The organism is Mycobacterium sp. BMJ-28 (genome assembly GCF_054404835.1).
Map to the genome: position 1 here is coordinate 5,748,022 of NZ_CM136783.1, position 17,854 is coordinate 5,765,875.

At 68.1% G+C, this 17,854-nt stretch carries 19 protein-coding genes; 14 read left to right on the forward strand and 5 right to left on the reverse strand.

What is annotated here, in order from left to right:
• The first annotated feature begins 48 nt into the window (after positions 1-48).
• The 4 genes from ACXPWS_RS28550 (at position 49) to ACXPWS_RS28565 (ending at position 3,819) form a co-directional block, all read left to right on the forward strand.
• Positions 49-753, forward strand: a complete 705-nt coding sequence (locus ACXPWS_RS28550; protein ID WP_458709875.1) for an HAD family hydrolase — start codon at positions 49-51, stop codon at positions 751-753.
• A gap of 157 nt (positions 754-910) precedes the next feature.
• Complete coding sequence (locus ACXPWS_RS28555; protein ID WP_458709876.1) at positions 911-2,095, forward strand: AI-2E family transporter; 1,185 nt, start codon at positions 911-913, stop codon at positions 2,093-2,095.
• Between the two features lie 53 nt (positions 2,096-2,148).
• Positions 2,149-3,519 carry an NAD(P)/FAD-dependent oxidoreductase gene (locus ACXPWS_RS28560; RefSeq protein WP_458709877.1) on the forward strand — a complete coding sequence of 457 codons (1,371 nt, stop codon included), beginning with the start codon at positions 2,149-2,151 and terminating at the stop codon, positions 3,517-3,519.
• 63 nt (positions 3,520-3,582) lie between these two features.
• Positions 3,583-3,819, forward strand: a complete 237-nt coding sequence (locus ACXPWS_RS28565; protein ID WP_458709878.1) for a hypothetical protein — start codon at positions 3,583-3,585, stop codon at positions 3,817-3,819.
• Between the two features lie 10 nt (positions 3,820-3,829).
• On the opposite strand, the gene ACXPWS_RS28570 is transcribed toward ACXPWS_RS28565, so the two are convergent.
• The 4 genes from ACXPWS_RS28570 to ACXPWS_RS28585 are packed head-to-tail and all read right to left on the reverse strand — an operon-like array spanning position 3,830 to position 8,055.
• On the reverse strand, positions 3,830-5,017 hold the full coding sequence (locus ACXPWS_RS28570; protein ID WP_458709879.1) for an AAA family ATPase: 1,188 nt from the start codon (positions 5,015-5,017) through the stop codon (positions 3,830-3,832).
• Positions 5,018-5,069: 52 nt separating this feature from the next.
• Complete coding sequence (locus ACXPWS_RS28575; protein WP_458709880.1) at positions 5,070-6,185, reverse strand: galactokinase; 1,116 nt, start codon at positions 6,183-6,185, stop codon at positions 5,070-5,072.
• Positions 6,182-7,279, reverse strand: coding sequence for a galactose-1-phosphate uridylyltransferase (gene galT / locus ACXPWS_RS28580; protein ID WP_458709881.1), 1,098 nt, complete (start codon positions 7,277-7,279; stop codon positions 6,182-6,184). The genes ACXPWS_RS28575 and galT overlap by 4 nt, the downstream gene beginning before the upstream one ends.
• On the reverse strand, positions 7,276-8,055 hold the full coding sequence (locus ACXPWS_RS28585; protein WP_458709882.1) for a DeoR/GlpR family DNA-binding transcription regulator: 780 nt from the start codon (positions 8,053-8,055) through the stop codon (positions 7,276-7,278). Before ACXPWS_RS28585 ends, galT begins: the two co-directional genes overlap by 4 nt.
• 196 nt (positions 8,056-8,251) lie before the next feature.
• Between ACXPWS_RS28585 and ACXPWS_RS28590 the strand changes: the two genes are divergently transcribed.
• The 7 genes from ACXPWS_RS28590 (at position 8,252) to ACXPWS_RS28620 (ending at position 11,750) form a co-directional block, all read left to right on the forward strand.
• Entirely contained in the window at positions 8,252-8,464 is a 213-nt protein-coding gene (locus ACXPWS_RS28590) for a hypothetical protein (protein ID WP_458709883.1), read from the forward strand.
• A 16-nt stretch (positions 8,465-8,480) separates the two neighbouring features.
• Positions 8,481-8,909 (forward strand): hypothetical protein, encoded by a 429-nt coding sequence (locus tag ACXPWS_RS28595; protein WP_458709884.1) that lies wholly within the window; start codon positions 8,481-8,483, stop codon positions 8,907-8,909.
• A 12-nt stretch (positions 8,910-8,921) separates the two neighbouring features.
• Positions 8,922-9,617, forward strand: coding sequence for a cutinase family protein (locus ACXPWS_RS28600; RefSeq protein ID WP_458709885.1), 696 nt, complete (start codon positions 8,922-8,924; stop codon positions 9,615-9,617).
• Between the two features lie 69 nt (positions 9,618-9,686).
• Positions 9,687-10,184: an RNA polymerase sigma factor gene (locus tag ACXPWS_RS28605; protein WP_458709886.1), complete on the forward strand. Its 498-nt coding sequence runs from the start codon at positions 9,687-9,689 to the stop codon at positions 10,182-10,184.
• On the forward strand, positions 10,184-10,783 hold the full coding sequence (locus tag ACXPWS_RS28610) for a methylated-DNA--[protein]-cysteine S-methyltransferase (protein WP_458713730.1): 600 nt from the start codon (positions 10,184-10,186) through the stop codon (positions 10,781-10,783). Before ACXPWS_RS28605 ends, ACXPWS_RS28610 begins: the two co-directional genes overlap by 1 nt.
• The gene (locus ACXPWS_RS28615; RefSeq protein ID WP_458709887.1) at positions 10,780-11,490 is read left to right on the forward strand and encodes a 2OG-Fe(II) oxygenase; all 711 of its coding nucleotides are present in this window, start codon (positions 10,780-10,782) and stop codon (positions 11,488-11,490) included. The genes ACXPWS_RS28610 and ACXPWS_RS28615 overlap by 4 nt, the downstream gene beginning before the upstream one ends.
• Positions 11,487-11,750: an Ada metal-binding domain-containing protein gene (locus ACXPWS_RS28620; protein ID WP_458709888.1), complete on the forward strand. Its 264-nt coding sequence runs from the start codon at positions 11,487-11,489 to the stop codon at positions 11,748-11,750. Before ACXPWS_RS28615 ends, ACXPWS_RS28620 begins: the two co-directional genes overlap by 4 nt.
• Before the next feature lie 45 nt (positions 11,751-11,795).
• Here the strand turns inward: ACXPWS_RS28620 and ACXPWS_RS28625 are convergent, their stop codons facing one another.
• On the reverse strand, positions 11,796-12,275 hold the full coding sequence (locus tag ACXPWS_RS28625; RefSeq protein WP_458709889.1) for a hypothetical protein: 480 nt from the start codon (positions 12,273-12,275) through the stop codon (positions 11,796-11,798).
• Positions 12,276-12,825: 550 nt separating this feature from the next.
• Between ACXPWS_RS28625 and ACXPWS_RS28630 the strand changes: the two genes are divergently transcribed.
• From ACXPWS_RS28630 to ACXPWS_RS28640, 3 genes are all read left to right on the forward strand, one after another.
• Positions 12,826-14,859 (forward strand): toprim domain-containing protein, encoded by a 2,034-nt coding sequence (locus tag ACXPWS_RS28630; protein ID WP_458709890.1) that lies wholly within the window; start codon positions 12,826-12,828, stop codon positions 14,857-14,859.
• Positions 14,860-14,876: 17 nt separating this feature from the next.
• Positions 14,877-17,015, forward strand: coding sequence for a DNA gyrase subunit A (locus ACXPWS_RS28635; protein ID WP_458709891.1), 2,139 nt, complete (start codon positions 14,877-14,879; stop codon positions 17,013-17,015).
• 73 nt (positions 17,016-17,088) lie between these two features.
• A complete protein-coding gene (locus tag ACXPWS_RS28640; protein WP_458709892.1) occupies positions 17,089-17,847 on the forward strand; it encodes a DUF1906 domain-containing protein in 759 nt (252 codons plus the stop codon).
• Positions 17,848-17,854 lie beyond the last annotated feature (7 nt).

The following is a 17,854-nucleotide window of genomic DNA, read 5'->3' on the forward strand; positions in this document are numbered from 1 at the left end:
GCGGGCACCGGGTATTTCCCAGACTCAACGTCAGATGAGGAGTTACAGATGCGGCCGGCTTCCTCGGATGTACCCGCGGTCCTCTTCGACGTGGACGGAACCCTGGTGGATTCGAATTACGTTCACGTGCATGCCTGGGTACGCGCCTTCGAGGTCGAGGACCAGCCGGTCTCGGCGTGGCGAGTGCACCGCAGCATCGGAATGGACGGCGACACATTGATCCGCACCCTCGCGCGCGGTGCGGACGAGGCCATGCAGGAACGCCTCAAAGACCATCACAGCCAGTTCTACCGTGAAATGGCCTCGCTGCTGACAGTGCTGCCGGGGGCACGCGATCTCCTGCACCGGGTGTCGGATCTGGGCATGCAGGTCGTGCTGGCGACCTCGGCACCGGAGGACGAACTGATGGTGCTGCGGCGGGTGCTCGACTGCGATGACGTGATCTCCATGGTGACCTCGTCCCGTGATGTCGAGATGGCCAAACCCGATCCGGGAATCGTGCATGTGGCGCTGGAACGGGCCGGCGTCGACGCCTCGTGCGCGGTGTTCGTCGGCGATGCCACCTGGGATGCCCTGGCCGCCCGGCGGGCCGGTGTGGTCACCATCGGACTGCGCAGCGGCGGTGTGGGCACCTGCGAACTGGACTGCGCCGGCGCTTCAGTGATCTACGACGACCCCAGGGACCTTCTCGAGCACCTCGACGAGAGCCCGATCGCCGACCTGGTCACCCGGACCCCGACCGCCGGCGTCTGAGCCCAGCGAATCGCCGAAAAGCCTTTCCCGCAGCGATTTCCGTACCACCGCGATCGGATTGGTCATCCGCCGGCGCGGGTACTCCGCGGACACCGTGAAGGAGGTCGACCGATGCGTCCGTACCTTCGCCGAACCTCGTCACCGATCCGTTACGGCCATGCCACCGGATGACCCGGCCGACCGGCCGGCCGACGAGGGTCACCACGACCGCGTCGCGCAACCGCACACCGCCGACGACGAAGGCCCGGTCGCCGAGGCCGAGCAGATCGCCGCCGATCTGAGCTCCGGCGAGCGCCCGCTCGGCGAGCCCGGCCGCCGTTTCGACCGCCGATCCCCGTTCTTCATCGGGATGGCGGCCGCCGCCGGGGTGGCGGTGACCTACGCGGCGGTGCAACTGCTGTCGGTGACGTCCTCGATGCTGCTGTTGATCGGTGTGGCGTTCTTCCTCGCGCTCGGACTGGAGCCCGCCGTGTCGTGGCTGGTCGCACACCGGCTTCCGCGTTGGGCGGCGACGACCATCGTGTTCGTCGCGGTGCTGGCGTTGGTCGGGGGGTTCGTCGCCGCGGCCATTCCGCCGCTGTCCCAGCAGGCCAGCCAGCTCATCGCCCAGGCGCCGCACTACCTGCAGCAGGCCCAGGATCATTCGTCGACCATCGGGCGGCTCAATGAACGCTTCCACCTGCAGCAGCGGCTCACCGATATTCTCGACAACTCCGGCGGCTCCGCGCTGAACCAGGTCATCAGCGCCGGGTCGGCGGTTTTCGAAGCCGTCATCGACACCGTCATCGTGGTGGTGCTGACCGTGTACTTCCTGATCGATCTGCCGCGGATCCGGACGTTCCTGTACCGCTTGGTTCCCCATTCACGTCGCCCGCGGGCCATCCTCATCGGCGACGAAGTGTTCGCCAAAGTCGGCGCCTATCTGCTGGGGAATCTGGTCATCTCGCTCATCGCCGGTGCGGCCACCCTGATCTGGCTGTCGGCCTTCAACGTTCCCTACTCACTGCTGCTCGGCATCATGGTCGCGCTGCTGGACCTCGTGCCGGTGGTCGGCTCGACGATCGCCGGCATCGTCGTCGCCGCGGTGGCCAGCACCGTGTCGCTGCCCATCGGACTGGCCACCGTGGTGTTCTTCGTGGTGTTCCGGCTCGCCGAGGACTACCTGCTGATACCGCGGATCATCGGGCGGGCGGTCAACGTGCCTGCATTGGTGACCGTGGTCGCGGTACTCATCGGGGGCGCGGTACTGGGCATCGTCGGGGCGCTGGTGGCCATTCCCGTTGCGGCGGCGATCCAGCTTCTGGTCCAGGAAATGCTCTATCCCAGGCTGGACAGCGGCTGACTCGATACCGGTTCGAGTACCCCACGGGCGCCGAAGCGGGTACACCGGGATACATGACGTCTTCCCGAACCAAGGTCCTGATCATCGGCGGCGGCTTCGGCGGACTGTTCTGTGCGCGCCGGCTGGGGAAGGTCGACGTCGACGTCACCCTCCTGGACCGCGCGGCCTGCCACGTCTTCCAGCCGCTGCTGTACCAGTGCGCCACCGGGACGCTGAGCATCGGACAGATCAGCCGGTCGCTGCGCGAGGAACTGGCCCGCCACCACAACGTCACGACGCTGCTCGGCGAAGCGGTCGGCCTGGACGCCGATGCCCGCCGGGTCACCGCGCGCAGGCCCGACGAGTCCACCTTCACCCTCGATTACGACGTGCTGGTGGTGGCGGTGGGAATGCGTCAGGCCTATTTCGGCAACAACGAATTCGCGCAGTGGGCGCCCGGCATGAAAACGCTCGACGACGCCCTGGGCATCCGGCGGCGGCTGTTCGGCGCCTTCGAGATCGCCGAGACGCTGCCACCGGGCCCCGAACGGGAAAGTTGGCTGACCTTCGCCGTCGCCGGCGGCGGACCGACCGGGGTCGAACTGGCCGGCCAGATCCGGGAGATGGCCACCCGCGCGCTGGCGCACGAATTCCACAGCATCAATCCCGAAGACGCCCGCGTGCTGCTGTTCGACGGCGGGACCTGCGTGCTGAGCAGTTTCGCCCCGGAGCTCACCAGCAAGGCGACCCAGGCGTTACAGCAGCTGGGCGTCGAACTGCACATGGGTGTGCACGTCACCGACGTGCGACCGGATGGCGTGACGGTGACGCCCAAAGACGGCGGCCCGGCGCAGGACTATGCCGCGCGCACCGTGCTGTGGACCGCGGGTGTGGAGGCGGTGCCGTTCGCCCGCCGGGTCGCCGAGGTCACCGGCGCCAAGGCGGACCGAGCAGGCCGCATCGCGGTGGACCCCGATCTGTCGGTGCCGGGCCATCCCGAGATCTTCGTCATCGGTGATCTGGTCGGACGCGATCAGCTGCCCGGCGTCGCCGAGAACGCCATGCAGGGCGGCCTGCACGCGGCGGCCTCGATCCGCCGCGAACTCGCGGGCAAACCGCGCCGCGCGTACCGCTACCGCGACCTCGGCTCGGCCGCCTACATCAGCCGCGGCCACGCCTTGTTACAGGCGGGTCCGGTGCGGCTGGCCGGCCGCCTCGGCTGGCTCGGGTGGGGCTTCATCCACATCGCGTTCCTCACCGGCGTCGAGAACCGGATCAGCACCGTGGCCACCTGGCTGGCCACCATCGCCCGGGCCCGCCGCACCGACCGGACATTCATCCTGGGCGGCACCACCTCACCCGAGCATCCCTACACCTGGCTGAAGTTCTTCCATCCCAACATGCTTCCGGTGCCCAAAAAGGACACCGAGGAGAAAGTCGGGTGAGGTTTGGCGATTGCTGAGCCTGGCTATATAGAGCGCACGTCGATGAACCGGATGGGGGCAATGATGGGAACGTTCGGAACCATGTCGCTGCGGCGCGCGGACACCCTGGACTACGCCCGAGCGGAGGCGCGGCACGAGTCCGAGGACAATCTGGTGCACGACTACACCGAGGTCATCCGGTCAGCCATCGCCGATCGCGTCCACGAGCTCGGCGGCACCGATCTGGACGCGCAGCGGATGGCGAGTTCGGCGAGTTTCGCGATGATCACCTGGTCGGCCAGCCGGATGGTCGCTCCGTAAACCCGGCTTCCTATCGGGAACCCCAGTGCCACGCCGGTGTGGTGAGCATTCCCATGCCGACTATCTGTGTCTCGCCCAGGTCTTTGACCAGCTCGATATGCGATGGTGCGCCGTCCTCCGGCGATGCCGGTGCGATCTGGTGGAACGGAACGGGTGCGAGGTGACGGAGCAGCGCGTCGGAATGCGTGATCACCACCACCTGGGCGTGAGCGGCCGCCTCGTGGATCAACGCGGCCATCGGCGCGAGCAGGTCGGGGTGCAGCGATGTCTCGGGCTCGTTGAGCACCATCAGGCCCGGTGGTTGCGGGCTGAGCAACGCCGTCGCCCACAGGATGAATCGCAATGTGCCGTCTGACAATTCGGCGGTCCGCAATGGTCGCAGCATCCCCGGCTGACGCACCTGGACGTCGAACTGGCCGTCCTGTACGGCGACGCTGACGCCGGCCCCGTCGAAGGCGTCGGCGACGATGCGGTGGAACGTCTCGTCACCGATCTCGATGATGGTCTGCACCGCGGCCGCCAGGTCGCTGCCATCGTCGGCGAGTACCGGTGTGCGGGTGCCGATCTGCGGCCGGCGTGCGGGCGCCCCGGCATCCACCCGGAAGCCGTCGTAGAAGCGCCAGCCCCGAAGGGTGTCGCGCACCGCGCTCAATTCGGGTACCCGCCCGGCGAACTCGGCGAGCACACTGCGATATGCCGGTAGCGACCGGCTGATGCCCTCGAAGCCGCGCCCGGACTCCGCACGGATCTCCACCACCGGCCGGATGCGCTGCACCAGCGTCGAACCGGGACGCAACACCGGTCCGGCGAAAATCCATTCGCCCTTGATCTCCGGGTCACCGGCGAAGGCAGAACTGGAGCGCACAGGTAGGCCCAGATCGACCAGGTATCCGAAATCGTCTGAGGCGTAGCCGAGTCCGATGGACACCGGTTTGGTGCGCACGGTGCCCTGCACGGTCCCGGTGCGGCGGGAACCGGTCAGCTGCTCAGGACCCGCCCACATCGCCGACTGCAATCCACCTTGCCGCGCCAGTGCGCCGACGACCTCGCCACGGCCACAGTCGGCCAGCAGCCGCAGGGCCCGGTACAGCGAAGATTTGCCGCTTCCGTTGGCGCCGGTGACGACCGTCAGACCGGACAGCGGAAGCACCACGTCACGCAGCGAGCGATAGCCTCGAATCGCCACCGTGGTCAACACAGCCACCACCGTATATCGCGGCACCGACGGATCACCGCCGCCGGCGCTGCGCTCAGCCCGCTCCGGTTCCGCGATCGATGGCCGCCCCGCCGGCGGCCGTCGCGCGCACGATGGTCGGCTCGACGAAACCGGCCTGCCGCACGGCCGCGGGCAGGCGGGCGCGCACGCGTTCCACCGCGGAATCCGGTACCAGCGCGATGACGCTGCCGCCGAATCCACCGCCGGTCATCCGTGCCCCCAACGCCCCTGCGGCGACGGCGGTGTCGGCGATCAGATCCAGTTGCGGCGTGGTGATCTCGAAGTCGACGCGCATCGAAGCGTGCGAGGCGGTCAGGATCTCGCCCATCCGGACCAGGTCGCCCGCCTCGAGCGCGGCCACCACCTGGAGCACCCGCGCGTTCTCGGTGAGCACATGGCGCGCCCGCCGCGCGTCGACCGCATCGGTGACGCGATCCAGCGCGTCCAGACCCCAAACCTGTGCATCGCGCAGCGTCGGGGCACCGAGTGCGGCTGCGGCACGTTCACATGACTTCCGGCGGGCCGCATATTCGCCGCCGGCGTGGCGGTGCCGGGCGCGCGAGTCGATGACCAGCAGTGCAACCCCCGCCCCGTCGGGATCGAACGGCACCTCCGTCACCTCCATACTCTGGAAATCGATCAATAGGGCGCGCCGCCGCGCACCGCACAATGAGGCAAGTTGGTCCATCAATCCTGTGGGGGCTCCGGCATATTCGTTCTCGGCCTGCTGCGCGATCCGGGCCCCGGTGACGCGGTCCAGCTCCGTGCCGGTAGCCGAGGTCAGCGCGCCGAGCACCGCACACTCCAGCGCCGCCGACGAAGACAGGCCCGAACCCATCGGCACGTCGCTGGCGATGCGCATACGACCGCCGACGACGGGATGTCCCGCCCGTCGCAACGCCCAGATCACCCCGGCGACGTAACCGCCCCAGTCGGTCACGCCGCCCGGCGCGGTGTCCAGCGGGATGACCAGTTCACCCGGTTCCTCGGTGCTGCTGACCCGCAACACATCTGAGTCGTCGGGGTGAAATGTCACCACCGTCCGTTCCGGCAGCGCGATGGGCAGCGCGAAACCGAGGTTGTAGTCGGTGTGCTCGCCGATCAGGTTGATCCGCCCCGGTGCGCTGTAGCGGATGGGCCGGCGGGTCATATCGCCACCTCGCGCAGCCGCGCGGCGACACTTTCGGGCGCGACATCTCCGATGTAGGCGTCCATCGCCGACTCGGATCCGGCCAGGAATTTCAGCTTGGTTGCGGCGCGCCGGATCGACATCAACTCGACGTGGAAGTATCCCTCGCGTTGGCGGTCGTCGTCGCGATACTGGTGCAGCGCCGAAATATAGGGCAACTCAGTGGAATACAGCCGATCGAAACGGCCGAGCACGTCGAGATAGAGCTCGGCGAACGCATCGATCTCGGCCGGCTGCAGGTCGAGCAGATTGCGCACGAAGCGATTCGGGTAGATGTGCACCTCCACCGGCCACCGCGCGGCGAACGGCACGAATGCGGTGAACATGTCGGTGTGCGCGATGACGCGGGCGCCGTCGGCGATCTCCCGGGCCAGGATGGATCCGAACAGGTTGCTGCCGTGCCGCTCTCGATGGGCGCGGGCTTCACGCAGCATGTTCGCCGTGCGCGGTGTCAGGTAGGGATACCCGTAGATCTGGCCGTGTGGGTGGGTGAGCGTGACGCCGATCTCCTCTCCGCGGTTCTCGAAGCAGAAGACCTGCTCGATCCCGGGCCGGTTCATCAGATCAGCGGTGCGGTGACGCCACGCCTGCACCACCAACCGTGCCTGCGCGGCCGACAGCTGACGGAAAGAGGCCGCGTGGTCACTGGAGAAGCAGATCACCTCGCACCGACCATGGCCGGGAGCGTCGATGAACGCGTCGGCACCGGTGTCGGGCAGGGTGTATCCGGAGCCCGGCGTGGCACCCGACAGGCTGGGGAATCGGTTCTCGAAGACCACCACGTCGTAATCGGCTGCGGGTATCTCGCTGCGTTCACCCGTCGGGTCCGGACACAGCGGACACTGGTCGGCAGGCGGCTTGTAGGTGCGGTCCTGCCGCAGGGCGGCGATGACCACCCATTGGCCCGTCTGGGCGTCGAATCTCAACTGGGACTGCTGGTCCGGGCGGGCCGGCAGCGGACGCCGGTCGGGCACCGGTGCGGGATGGTGACCCGGCAACGCGAAGAACAGTTCGTCGCGCCCGTCGGCCAGCACCCAGCTGGTCGGTTCGGTCACGTGAGGCCCCCGGCCACCATCAGCTCACCGACCCGCCCCTCGAGGGTGCGCCGCGCCTCGGCGTCCAGTCCGTCGTCGACCACCAGGGTGTGCACCTGGTCCAGCTGCGCGAAGACGTTCGTGCCGACCTCGCTGTACTTGGTGTGATCGGCCAGCACCACCAGCCGGGCCGCGATCTGGATGAGGGTGCGGTTCGTCTGTGCCTCAGCAACATTGGGCGATGTCAGGCCGCCGTGGATGTCGAATCCGTGCACGCCGAGGAAGGTGGCGTCGACACGGAATGCCGCCAGCGCGGTGTCGGCGATGGGTCCGACCAGTGCGTCCGACGGCGTCCGCACGCCCCCGGACAGGTAGGTGGTCGGTGCTCCGTCGGAGTCGTCGTCGGTCAGCACGTCGAAGACCGCCATCGAGTTCGTGATCACGGTGATCGAGCGCCGGCCCCGCAACGCCCGGGCCAGTTCGGTGGTGGTGGTCCCGGCGCCGATGGCGATCGTCATGCCATCGGAGACCAGGGCCGCGGCCGCCGCCCCGATCGACATCTTCTCCACCCGGCGATGCCGTGCCTTCTCCGACGATCTGGGTTCCTCACCGCGGTGACGACGGGTCACCGCGCCGCCGTGCACCTTGCGCAGCAGGTCCTGCGCGTGCAGCACGTCGAGGTCACGACGCACCGTCATCTCCGAGACCGACAGTTCGGCAGCCAGGTCGCAGACGCGCACGGCGCCGCCGGATTCCAGGCTGGCCAGGATCGCGCGGTGACGTTCGGCGGCAAGCATGCGACCGGGTCTCCTCACTGGTTCGGGTCGGGCGATCAAACAATATCGAACATATTCTCACGGAAACTATCGCAATGTGCCGGTGTTTTCTGTTAGTTTTTGCTTGCTCCAGCCACACCTCGCGCCCGTTACTCGAACGTGGCGGATGACCTCGACGGCAGGCCGGCTGGGGTCGGTGGCCGGAACACTCTGCGCCATGGCGGTTTTCGCGCTGCCGGAAGTCGGTGCCATCGATCTTCCGGGCCAGGGTATGCCGTTCCTGACGGCGGATGTCGCGTTCGTGGTGGATATCGTGGTGCCGACACCCGGGATGTCGACGACATTTGTGCTTAAGGCGCTTCAAAACGGGGTAATAGGTTCTCGTCGTTTCAGCGGGTACAGCGTTTTCGCTGTGCACAGCCGTCCTTGAGAGAATCGAGCCTCACATGCCCGTCGTTCGGATCGTTCGTGGATTTCCCATTGCCGCAGCAGTCGCAGGTGCCGTACTGGTCGGCGGGCTGACCGCTGCGTGCGGCTCGGACAGCGGTAGCGGCGATTCCTCCACCACGTCGACGACGACCACGGAGTCGACCACGGCGCCCACCACCACCGTCACCACGACCATGGAGACCGCACCGCCGGCGACCGACACCGGTGCTCCCGGCGCCGGGGCAGGCCCGGGTGGAGCGACGGCCGGTGTTCCCGGCGCAGGCGCGGGCGCGGGTCCCGGCGGTGCGTCGGCGGGCGCGCCCGGCGCCGGCGCGGGCGCAGGCCCCGGCGGTGCCACCGCGGGAGTGCCCGGCGCAGGTGCCAGCGCAGGTCCCGGTGGCGCGGGTGCATGCGCCGGACCGGTCTGCGTGGGCACCGGCGGCTAGCGCGTGGCCGCCGTGACACCGCGACTCCGGCTCGCCGGAGTCCTCGCCGCGTTCCTCGGTGTGCTGGCGGTGGCGTCCCCGCCGCCACCGGCATCGGCCGACCCGTGCCCCGACGCCGAGGTGGTGTTCGCCCGCGGCACCGGCGAACCGCCCGGCGCGGGCGGTATCGGCCAGGCGTTCGTCGACACGCTGCGGGCCAAGGCCGGTACCAAATCGGTGGCCGCCTACCCGGTGAACTACCAGGCCAGCGCCGACTTCAATGACGGCTTCCAGTTCGCGCTGACGGTGATCGACGGGATCCGGGACGCCACCAACCACATTCAGGCGGTGGCAGGAAGTTGTCCGGCCACCAAGATCGTGCTCGGTGGGTTCTCCCAGGGTGCGGCGGTGGCCGCATTCAGCACCGCGGCCGACATTCCCGACGGTGTCCCCGCGGCTTTCGTACCGCCTCCGATGCCACCGGAGATCGCGAACCACGTCGCCGCCGTCATCCTGTTCGGCAGACCGTCCAACCAATTTCTCAGCGACGCCGGCGCTCCGACGATCACCATCGGTCCGCTGTATGTGCCGAAGACGCTTGATCTGTGTGCACCCGGTGACACGATCTGCAACGGCGCACCGCCGGGGCCCCCGACCGGAGCGCACAACACCTACATCGCCGACGGGATGGTCGACCAGGCGGCCGCATATGCGGCGAGCCGGCTGTAACCCGGGGCGGCCTGGCCGGTGACTTAAGATCGCTCCTCACAAACTGTGTGGCCGGAGCGTCTACTCAATGTGAAAGTCAAACAGCCCTTCCAGGCAGTGGTCGCCGACCACGGCGCCACGGTGTTGCGGGTCTGCCGGGTGGTCGTCGGGCCCGTCGATGCCGACGACGCCTGGTCAGAAACGTTCCTGTCGGCGCTGAAGGCTTACCCCGGACTGCCGGCCGACGCCAACGTCGAGGCGTGGCTGGTGACTATTGCACACCGCAAGGCGATCGACATCGTTCGCGGCCGAACGCGCCGGGCCGTGCCCACCGACGACCTACCGGAGCGGTCCAGCCCGTCGCCGGACGGCGGTCACGACGACCTGGTCGATGCAGTGAACCGCCTGTCGCCCAAGCAGAAGCAGGCCATCGCGTACCACTACCTGGCCGGTCTGCCCTATGCCGAAGTGGCCGACATCATCGGCAGCAGCACCGACGCGGCCCGCCGCGCGGCCGCAGACGGTATCGCCGTGCTGCGCCGCGTCTTGACCAGCACGCCCGCCGCCCCGAAAGGACACCACTGGTGATCACCGACCACGCTTTCGTCCAGGATCTGACCGGACCCACCACCGACCGGCTGACGGCGCTGCAGGCGCGCCTGGCCGCCGATGCCGACCGCGACGGCGTCCTCGACATCGCCTACCGCGTCATCGACAGCCCCGTCGGGCCGCTGTTGATCGCGGCCACCGATCTGGGACTGATCCGGGTCGCGTACGCCAGCGAAGGCCACGACAGCGTGCTGCAGGCCCTGGCCGACAAGGTCAGCCCGCGGATCCTGCAGGCCGGCGGCCGCCTCGACCGCACCGCCCGCGAACTCGACGAGTACTTCGCCGGTACCCGGCGCGCATTCGACCTGCCGCTGGACTGGCGACTGTCCGCCGGATTCCGCAACACCGTGTTGCGGCACCTGCCCGAGATCGGGTACGGGCACACCGCCAGTTACGCCGCCGTGGCGGTACTCGCGGGGAACCCCAAAGCCGTTCGTGCCGTCGGCACCGCGTGCGCGACCAATCCGCTACCGGTCGTCGTGCCGTGCCATCGCGTGGTCCGCAGCGACGGCGCCATGGGCGGATACCTCGGCGGTGTCGACGCCAAACGGCTTCTGCTCGATCTCGAAGCCGCATGATCACCGCAGCCGATCGGGTGGCCGCCACCGATTGGGACGGTGTCGCCGACGATCTGAACACCGTCGGTGCCGCTCTGACGGGCCCGCTACTGTCGGCCGGCGAAGCCGCCGGCGTCGCCGCACTCTTCGACGACGCCGAGCGGTTCCGCGCCACCATCGACATGGGACGCTATCGGTTCGGCCAGGGCCAGTACCGGTATTTCTCCGCGCCGTACCCGGCGATCATCGCCGGACTGAAGCAGGCGTTGTACCCCGAGTTGTTGCCGCTGGCCCGGGACTGGTGGGCCAAACTCGGCCGTGACGCGCCCTGGCCGGACACGCTGGACGAGTGGTTGGACATGTGTCACGCTGCGGGACAACAGAAGTCGACGGCGATCCTGCTCAAATACGGGCCCGGCGACTGGAATGCGCTGCACCGAGATCTTTACGGGGAGCTGATCTTTCCGCTGCAGGTCGTGATCAACCTGAGCGAACCCGGTATCGATCACACCGGTGGCGAGTTCCTGCTCTACGAGCAGCGGGCCCGCGCACAATCGCGGGGTACCGCGATCCTCATCCCACATGGGCATGGACTGGTGTTCACCACCCGTGAGCGTCCGGTGCCGTCACAGCGTGGGTGGTCGGCGGCGCCGATTCGTCATGGTGTGTCGACCATTCGGACCGGGACCCGGATCAGCCTCGGCCTGGTCTTCCACGATGCGGCATGACCGGCTACACCCTCATCGGCGCCGACGGGCGGCCCTATACCGGACCCGTCGCGGGCGTCTTCGGTGGGCACCGGCGCGCAAAGTTGTACGGACGCCTCGATTGTCCGTCGGCACTGCGGGCCCTGGCCGCGGGCGGTTACCGCGCGCACCGGGCCTTCTTCGCCGATGAGCGGACCGCCGTCGCGGCCGGGTACCGGCCCTGCGCGGTCTGCCTGCCGCAGGCCTACCGCAGCTGGAAGGCCGGGCACCACGGCGGTTGACACCGCCCCAGCCACCCGGCACCGCCCACCGTCGACCACCGATGATCAGCCGTTACCGCTGAGTGCACGGCCGATGTTCTTCACCAGGTTGCCGCCAAATTTGCCGACGTTCTTGGTCAAGTTGCCGCCGGTCTTGCCGGCGTTACTGGTCAGGTTGCCGGTGAACTCGCCGCCGTTCTGCATCAGATCGGTGCCGGTCTGCCCGAGGTTCTGCTGCGCGTTCGAACCGGCGGTTCCCGCGTTCACCAGCAGGTTGGTGCCGACCTTTCCCAGATTCTGCGACAAGTTGGTGCCGAACTGGCCGATCGTCTGATCCGGTGTGGCGGAGTTTCCCGTGCTCGTGACGACGTTCTGCTGTGAATCGGCCAGGGCGGTGCCCGCGCCGGCCACCCCGCCGCCGATCGCAAGAGCCGCAGCCGTGCCCGTCACCGCGATCGTCCGCACCATGCGCTTCATTTCGAACTCCCTCCAGCAAATGTCAGTTTCACGATCTACGCTCGCTCCAGACTGTGGTTCGAGCCACAACTGGAGTAACCAGCCCTCGGAACGCCAAAACCTGTTGACAGAGATAAATTTGCCCGGGAGTCTGCGTCGGCGGACGCCGACGGGTGTCCGGCGCCGACCGTCGACATCGCCTCATCGGCAATATCACCAGTTAAAGACGCATTTTTGCGATCCGCTCTTCCAACGAAGCCGATCCATCATCACGTCTTCGACCCGATTGCGTGGCTCACCCACCCGGGCGCGCCGTCATGAATTCATTAGCTGTCGACGCGAGCCGACCTCGCCGGCCTAGATACACGCACACCCGCAGCCGTCCCCGTCCAGTTTGCTGAAGCAGGTATAGCGCAAACTTTTTCCTCCACGAGTACCCGCCGCCGCGGACGGCAACGGTTTTCTCCGTGTCGTACCAGGCCCACCTCCACCGTGGGGTGGCGCAATTCATGCGCCGTTTCGGCCGCGGCGGTTGGAACGCGACCCCTCCTGCGAGGCAGAATGCGTACGCCACCCGCATGTCAGAGGTGGCTGGCACGGTGTGTGTGCGCCGCATCGGCCGTGGTGGAAAGGACCAGCAGTGAGTTACAACGCCGCAGACATCACCGAGCTCGACGATGTCCAGCACACGCGCCTGCGGCCGGCGGTGAACCTGGGCCTGGACGTGCTCAACACCGCCCTGCGCGAGTTGGTCGACAATGCGATCGAAGAGGTCGCCGATCCCAGCCACGGCGGTTCGAGCGTCACCATCACGCTGCACGCCGACGGATCGGTCAGTGTCGCCGACGACGGGCGCGGCCTGCCCGTCGATTCCGACCCCACCACCGGCAAGAACGGAATCGTCAAGACCCTCGGCACCGCCCGGGCCGGCGGAAAGTTCTCCGCGCACTCCGATGCCACCAGCACCGGCGCCGGCCTGAACGGAATCGGCGCCGCGGCGGCGGTGTTCATCTCGGCACGCACCGATGTGACCGTGCACCGGGCCGGCAAGACCTATCTGCAGAGCTTCGGCGCCGGCTACCCCGGATCGTTCGAAGGCAAGGATTTCGACCCGCACGCGCCGTTCACCCGCGCGGACACCCAGAAACTGCGCGGCACCGGCAACCGCAAGCCCGACATGCACGGCACCACGGTGCGCATCCTTTTCGATCCGGTCGTGGTGCCGGATTCCACCGTGGACATCGGCGAGGTGCTGCTGCGCGCGCATGCCGCGGCGCGGATGTCTCCCGGGGTGCACCTGTCGGTGGTCGACGAAGGCTGGCCCGGCGAGGAGGTGCCGCCGGCGTTGCTCGAACCGTTCAGCGGCCCATGGGGCAGCGACACCCTGTTGGACCTGATGTGCCACGCCGCGGGTACACCCCTGCCCGGTGTCCGCGCCGTCGTGGAAGGCCGCGGCGAGTACACCACCGGCCGCGGCCCCACCCCGTTCCGCTGGTCGTTGACGGCCGGGCCGGCCGAGCCGGCCACCATCGCGGCGTTCTGCAACACCGTGCGCACCCCGGGCGGCGGGTCCCATCTGACCGCCGCGATGAAGGGTCTGTCCGAAGCGCTGGCCGACCGCGCGTCCCGGATCCGCGACCTGGGCCTGGCCAAGGGCGAGGACGGCCCGGAGCCGCAGGATTTCGTCGCGGTGACCGCACTGGCCGTCGACACCCGCGCCCCCGATGTGGCATGGGACTCCCAGGCCAAGACCGCGGTGTCGTCGCGCTCGCTGAACGTGGCGATGGCCCCCGACGTGGCGCGCAGCGTGACCATCTGGGCGGCCAATCCGGCCAACAGCGACGCCGTGTCGCTGTGGACGAAGCTGGCCCTGGAATCGGCCCGGGCGCGGCGCAGCGCCGAGGGCGCCAAGGCCCGGTCCCGGGCGGCGTCGAAGGCCAAGGGGCTGGGCACGAACCTGTCGCTGCCACCGAAACTGCTGCCCAGCCGGGAGACCGGCCGCGGGTCCGGAGCCGAACTGTTCCTGTGTGAGGGCGACTCGGCGCTGGGCACCATCAAGGCCGCCCGCGATGCCACGTTCCAGGCCGCCTTTCCCCTGAAAGGCAAGCCGCCCAACGTCTATGGGTTCACGCTCAGCAAGGCCAGGGTCAAGGACGAGTTCGACTCGATCGAACGCATCCTCGGCTGCGGCGTGCGTGAGCACTGTGACCCCGAACAGTGCCGCTATGACCGCATCCTGTTCGCCTCCGACGCCGACCCCGACGGCGGCAACATCAACTCCAGCCTCATCTCGATGTTCCTGGACTTCTACCGGCCGCTGGTGGACGCCGGGATGGTGTACGTGACGCTGCCACCGCTGTTCGTGGTCAAGGACGGCACGCAGCGCATCTACTGCCAGGACGAGTCCGAGCGTGATGCCGCGGTGGCCCAGATGAAAGCCACCTCCAAACGTAGGGTCGAGGTGCAACGGAACAAGGGCCTCGGCGAGATGGACGCCGACGACTTCTGGAACACGGTGCTGGATCCCCAGCGGCGCACCGTGATTCGGGTACACCCCGATGACAGCGAAGCCAAACTGCACCACACCTTGTTCGGTGGGCCACCGGAGGGCCGGCGCACGTGGATGGCCGACATCGCCGCCCGTGTCGACACCGCTTCGCTCGATCTCGATTAGGAACATAGGTAAACACCGTGACCGCCACCCTGGATGTCCCCGAGCAGAACCCCGACCTGGTCCTCGACCAGAGCGCAGATGACTACTGGAACCGCTACCAACTGACGTTCGCGCTCTACAGCGTCAGCGATCGGGCCATCCCTTCGGCGTTCGACGGGCTCAAACCCGGCCAGCGACGCCTGCTGTACCAGATGCACGATTCGAAGCTGCTGCCCGGCAACAAGCCGCAGAAATCCTCGAAGGTGTGTTCGGCCGTCACCGGCAACCTGCACCCGCACGGCGGGGCGTCCATGTACGGGGCCGCGGCGCTGATGGCCGCCGAGTTCCAGCGCGTGAAAGTCATTGACGGGCAAGGCGCCTTCCCGCGCATCCAGGGTGACATTCCGGCTGCCGACCGCTACACCGAGATGCGGTTGTCGGCGCCCGGCGCCGCCCTGACGGCAGAACTCGACGATCACGCCGTGCCGATGGTCTCGACCTTCGACGGTGAATGGACCGAACCGACCATGTTGCCGGCCCAGTGGCCGGTACTGCTGTGCAACGGCGCCGTCGGCATCGCCGAAGGGTGGGCCACCAAGGTGCCCGCGCACAACCCGCGCGAGATCATGGCCGCCTGCCGGGCGTTGCTGGCCAGGCCGAACACCACCGACGACACGTTGATGAAGCTCATCCCAGGTCCGGACTGGGGATGCGGGGCCACCGTGGTCGGCACGGCCGGGCTGCGGGAATACATCACCACCGGGCGCGGCCAGCTCACGGTGCGCGGCACGGTGTCCGTGGACGGCAAGAACGTCATCGTCACCGAACTGCCGCCGGGCGTCGCGAGCAATACCGTGCAGGACAGGATCCGGGCCCTGGTCGAATCCGGCGAGATGTCCGGTGTCGCCGACATGTCCGATCTGACCGACCGCCGCAACGGGCTGCGCATCGTGGTCACCGCCAAACGCGGACACAGCGCGGAGACCATCCGCGACCAGCTGCTCGCCTTGACCCCGCTGGAGTCGACATTCGCCGCCAGCCTGGTGGCCCTCGATGAGGACCGGGTGCCGCGCTGGTGGACGGTGCGGGAACTGATCGGCGCTTTCCTGCACCTTCGTGACTCGGTGGTGTTGCGGCGCAGCGAGTACCGGCTGGAGAAGGTCACCGCCCGGCGTCACCTGGTGTCGGGCCTGATGCAGATCCATCTGGACATCGATGCCGCCGTCGCGGTGATCCGCAACTCCGACACCGTCGACGATGCCCGCCAGGGTCTGCAGGAACGCTTCCAGATCGACGAAGAGCAGGCCAATTATGTTCTGGCACTGCAACTTCGGCGGCTGACAAAGCTCGATGTCATCGAGCTGCAGGCCGAGGCCGACAAACTGGACGCCGAGTTCCTCGAGCTCACCGAGCTGGTGACCAATCCCGATGCGCGCCGGAAGGTGATCGACAAAGAGCTGGTGGAGACCGCAAAGCTGTTCAAAGGCCCCGAGTTCGACCGGCGCACCGCCCTGGACTTCGAGGCCGCACCCGTCACCGCCGGCACCGACGACGACGGGCCACGCGAACGGAAGGTCAACGCGGCCTGGCGTCTCGATGACCGCGGTGTCTTCTCCGACAGCCACGGCGAGCTGCTCACCTCGGGGTTGGGCTGGGCGGTGTGGACCGACGGCCGGATCAAGTTCACCAACGGCAACGGTCTGCCCTATAAGATCCGCGACATCCCGGTGGCGCCGGATATCACCGGGCTGCTGGCATCCGGTGTGCTGGCCGACGGCTACCACCTGGCGCTGGTGACCCGACGCGGGAAGGTCTTGCGGATCGACCCGGCAGCGGTGAATCCGCAGGGCGCCGCGGGTAACGGTGTGGCGGGGGTGAAGCTGGCCGCCGAAGACGATGCCGTCGTCGCCGCGCTGCCGGTGTCCTGCGCGAACGGCGAAGCCATCCTGTCGGTATCCGAAAAGGGCTGGAAGGTGACCGAAGTCGCCGATATCCCGGTGAAGGGCCGCGGCGGCGCAGGCGTCGGTTTCCACCCGTTCGTGGGCGGCGAGGCCGCCCTGGTATCGGCGACGATCTCGGCGACGGGCTTCGTGCGCGGTAAGCGGTCGGTGCGTGCCGAGAAGCGGGCGAAGGCTTCGGTCAAGGGTTCCGGTGCCGAAGTGACGCCCGCGGGATAACGATTCGGCATCTGAACGAGACACGACCCCGCGGCTACACCGTCGACCACCGCCGGACCGTTAACGTCGCGCGGTGCAGGTTTCCCGGCGTGACGCACTCCGCTACGGTGCCGCGGTGTCGGCATTGGCCGGCCTGGGTGTGGCCGGCGCGCCGGCGGCGTCGGCCGCCGCCCCCACGTTGATCGATTTCGCCATGCGTCAGATCCCGGCCCGGGACATCCGGGCCGCGGGCCACTCCGGGGTGATCAACTACGTCTCGACATCACGGCCCGGCTCATCCTTCGGCGCCAAGCCGATCACCCTGCCCTACGCGCAGTCGCTGACGTCCGCCGGACTGGTGATCGTCAGCAACTACCAATACGGCAAACCGGGCGGGACCGCACCGTCGGACTTCACCCGCGGATTCGCCGGCGGGGTCGCCGACGCGCGCACCGCCTGGCAATTGCACACCGCCGCGGGCGGCGGCCGCAGCGCACCGATCTTCTTCAGCGTCGACGACGATATCGACCGCAACGCCTGGAACTCCGTCGCGCTGCAGTGGTTCCGTGGCATCAACTCGGTGATCGGCGTGCAGCGCACCGGAATCTACGCGGGTATCAATCCTTGCCAGTGGGCCGCCGCCGACGGTGTGATCGGGAGGTCGGGCTCCCCCGGCCACGTCTGGGCGTGGCAGACCCGGTCCTGGTCGCGCGGCCAGATCTATCCCGCCGCGGTTCTCTATCAGCGCGTGGTGAGCACGGCGTCGAATCCCGGCCCGGTGGTCGGCGGCCTGGAGGTCGACGTCAGCGATGTGCTGGCCCAGGATTGCGGCCAGTGGAATCTACATCCTTGAGGGTGGA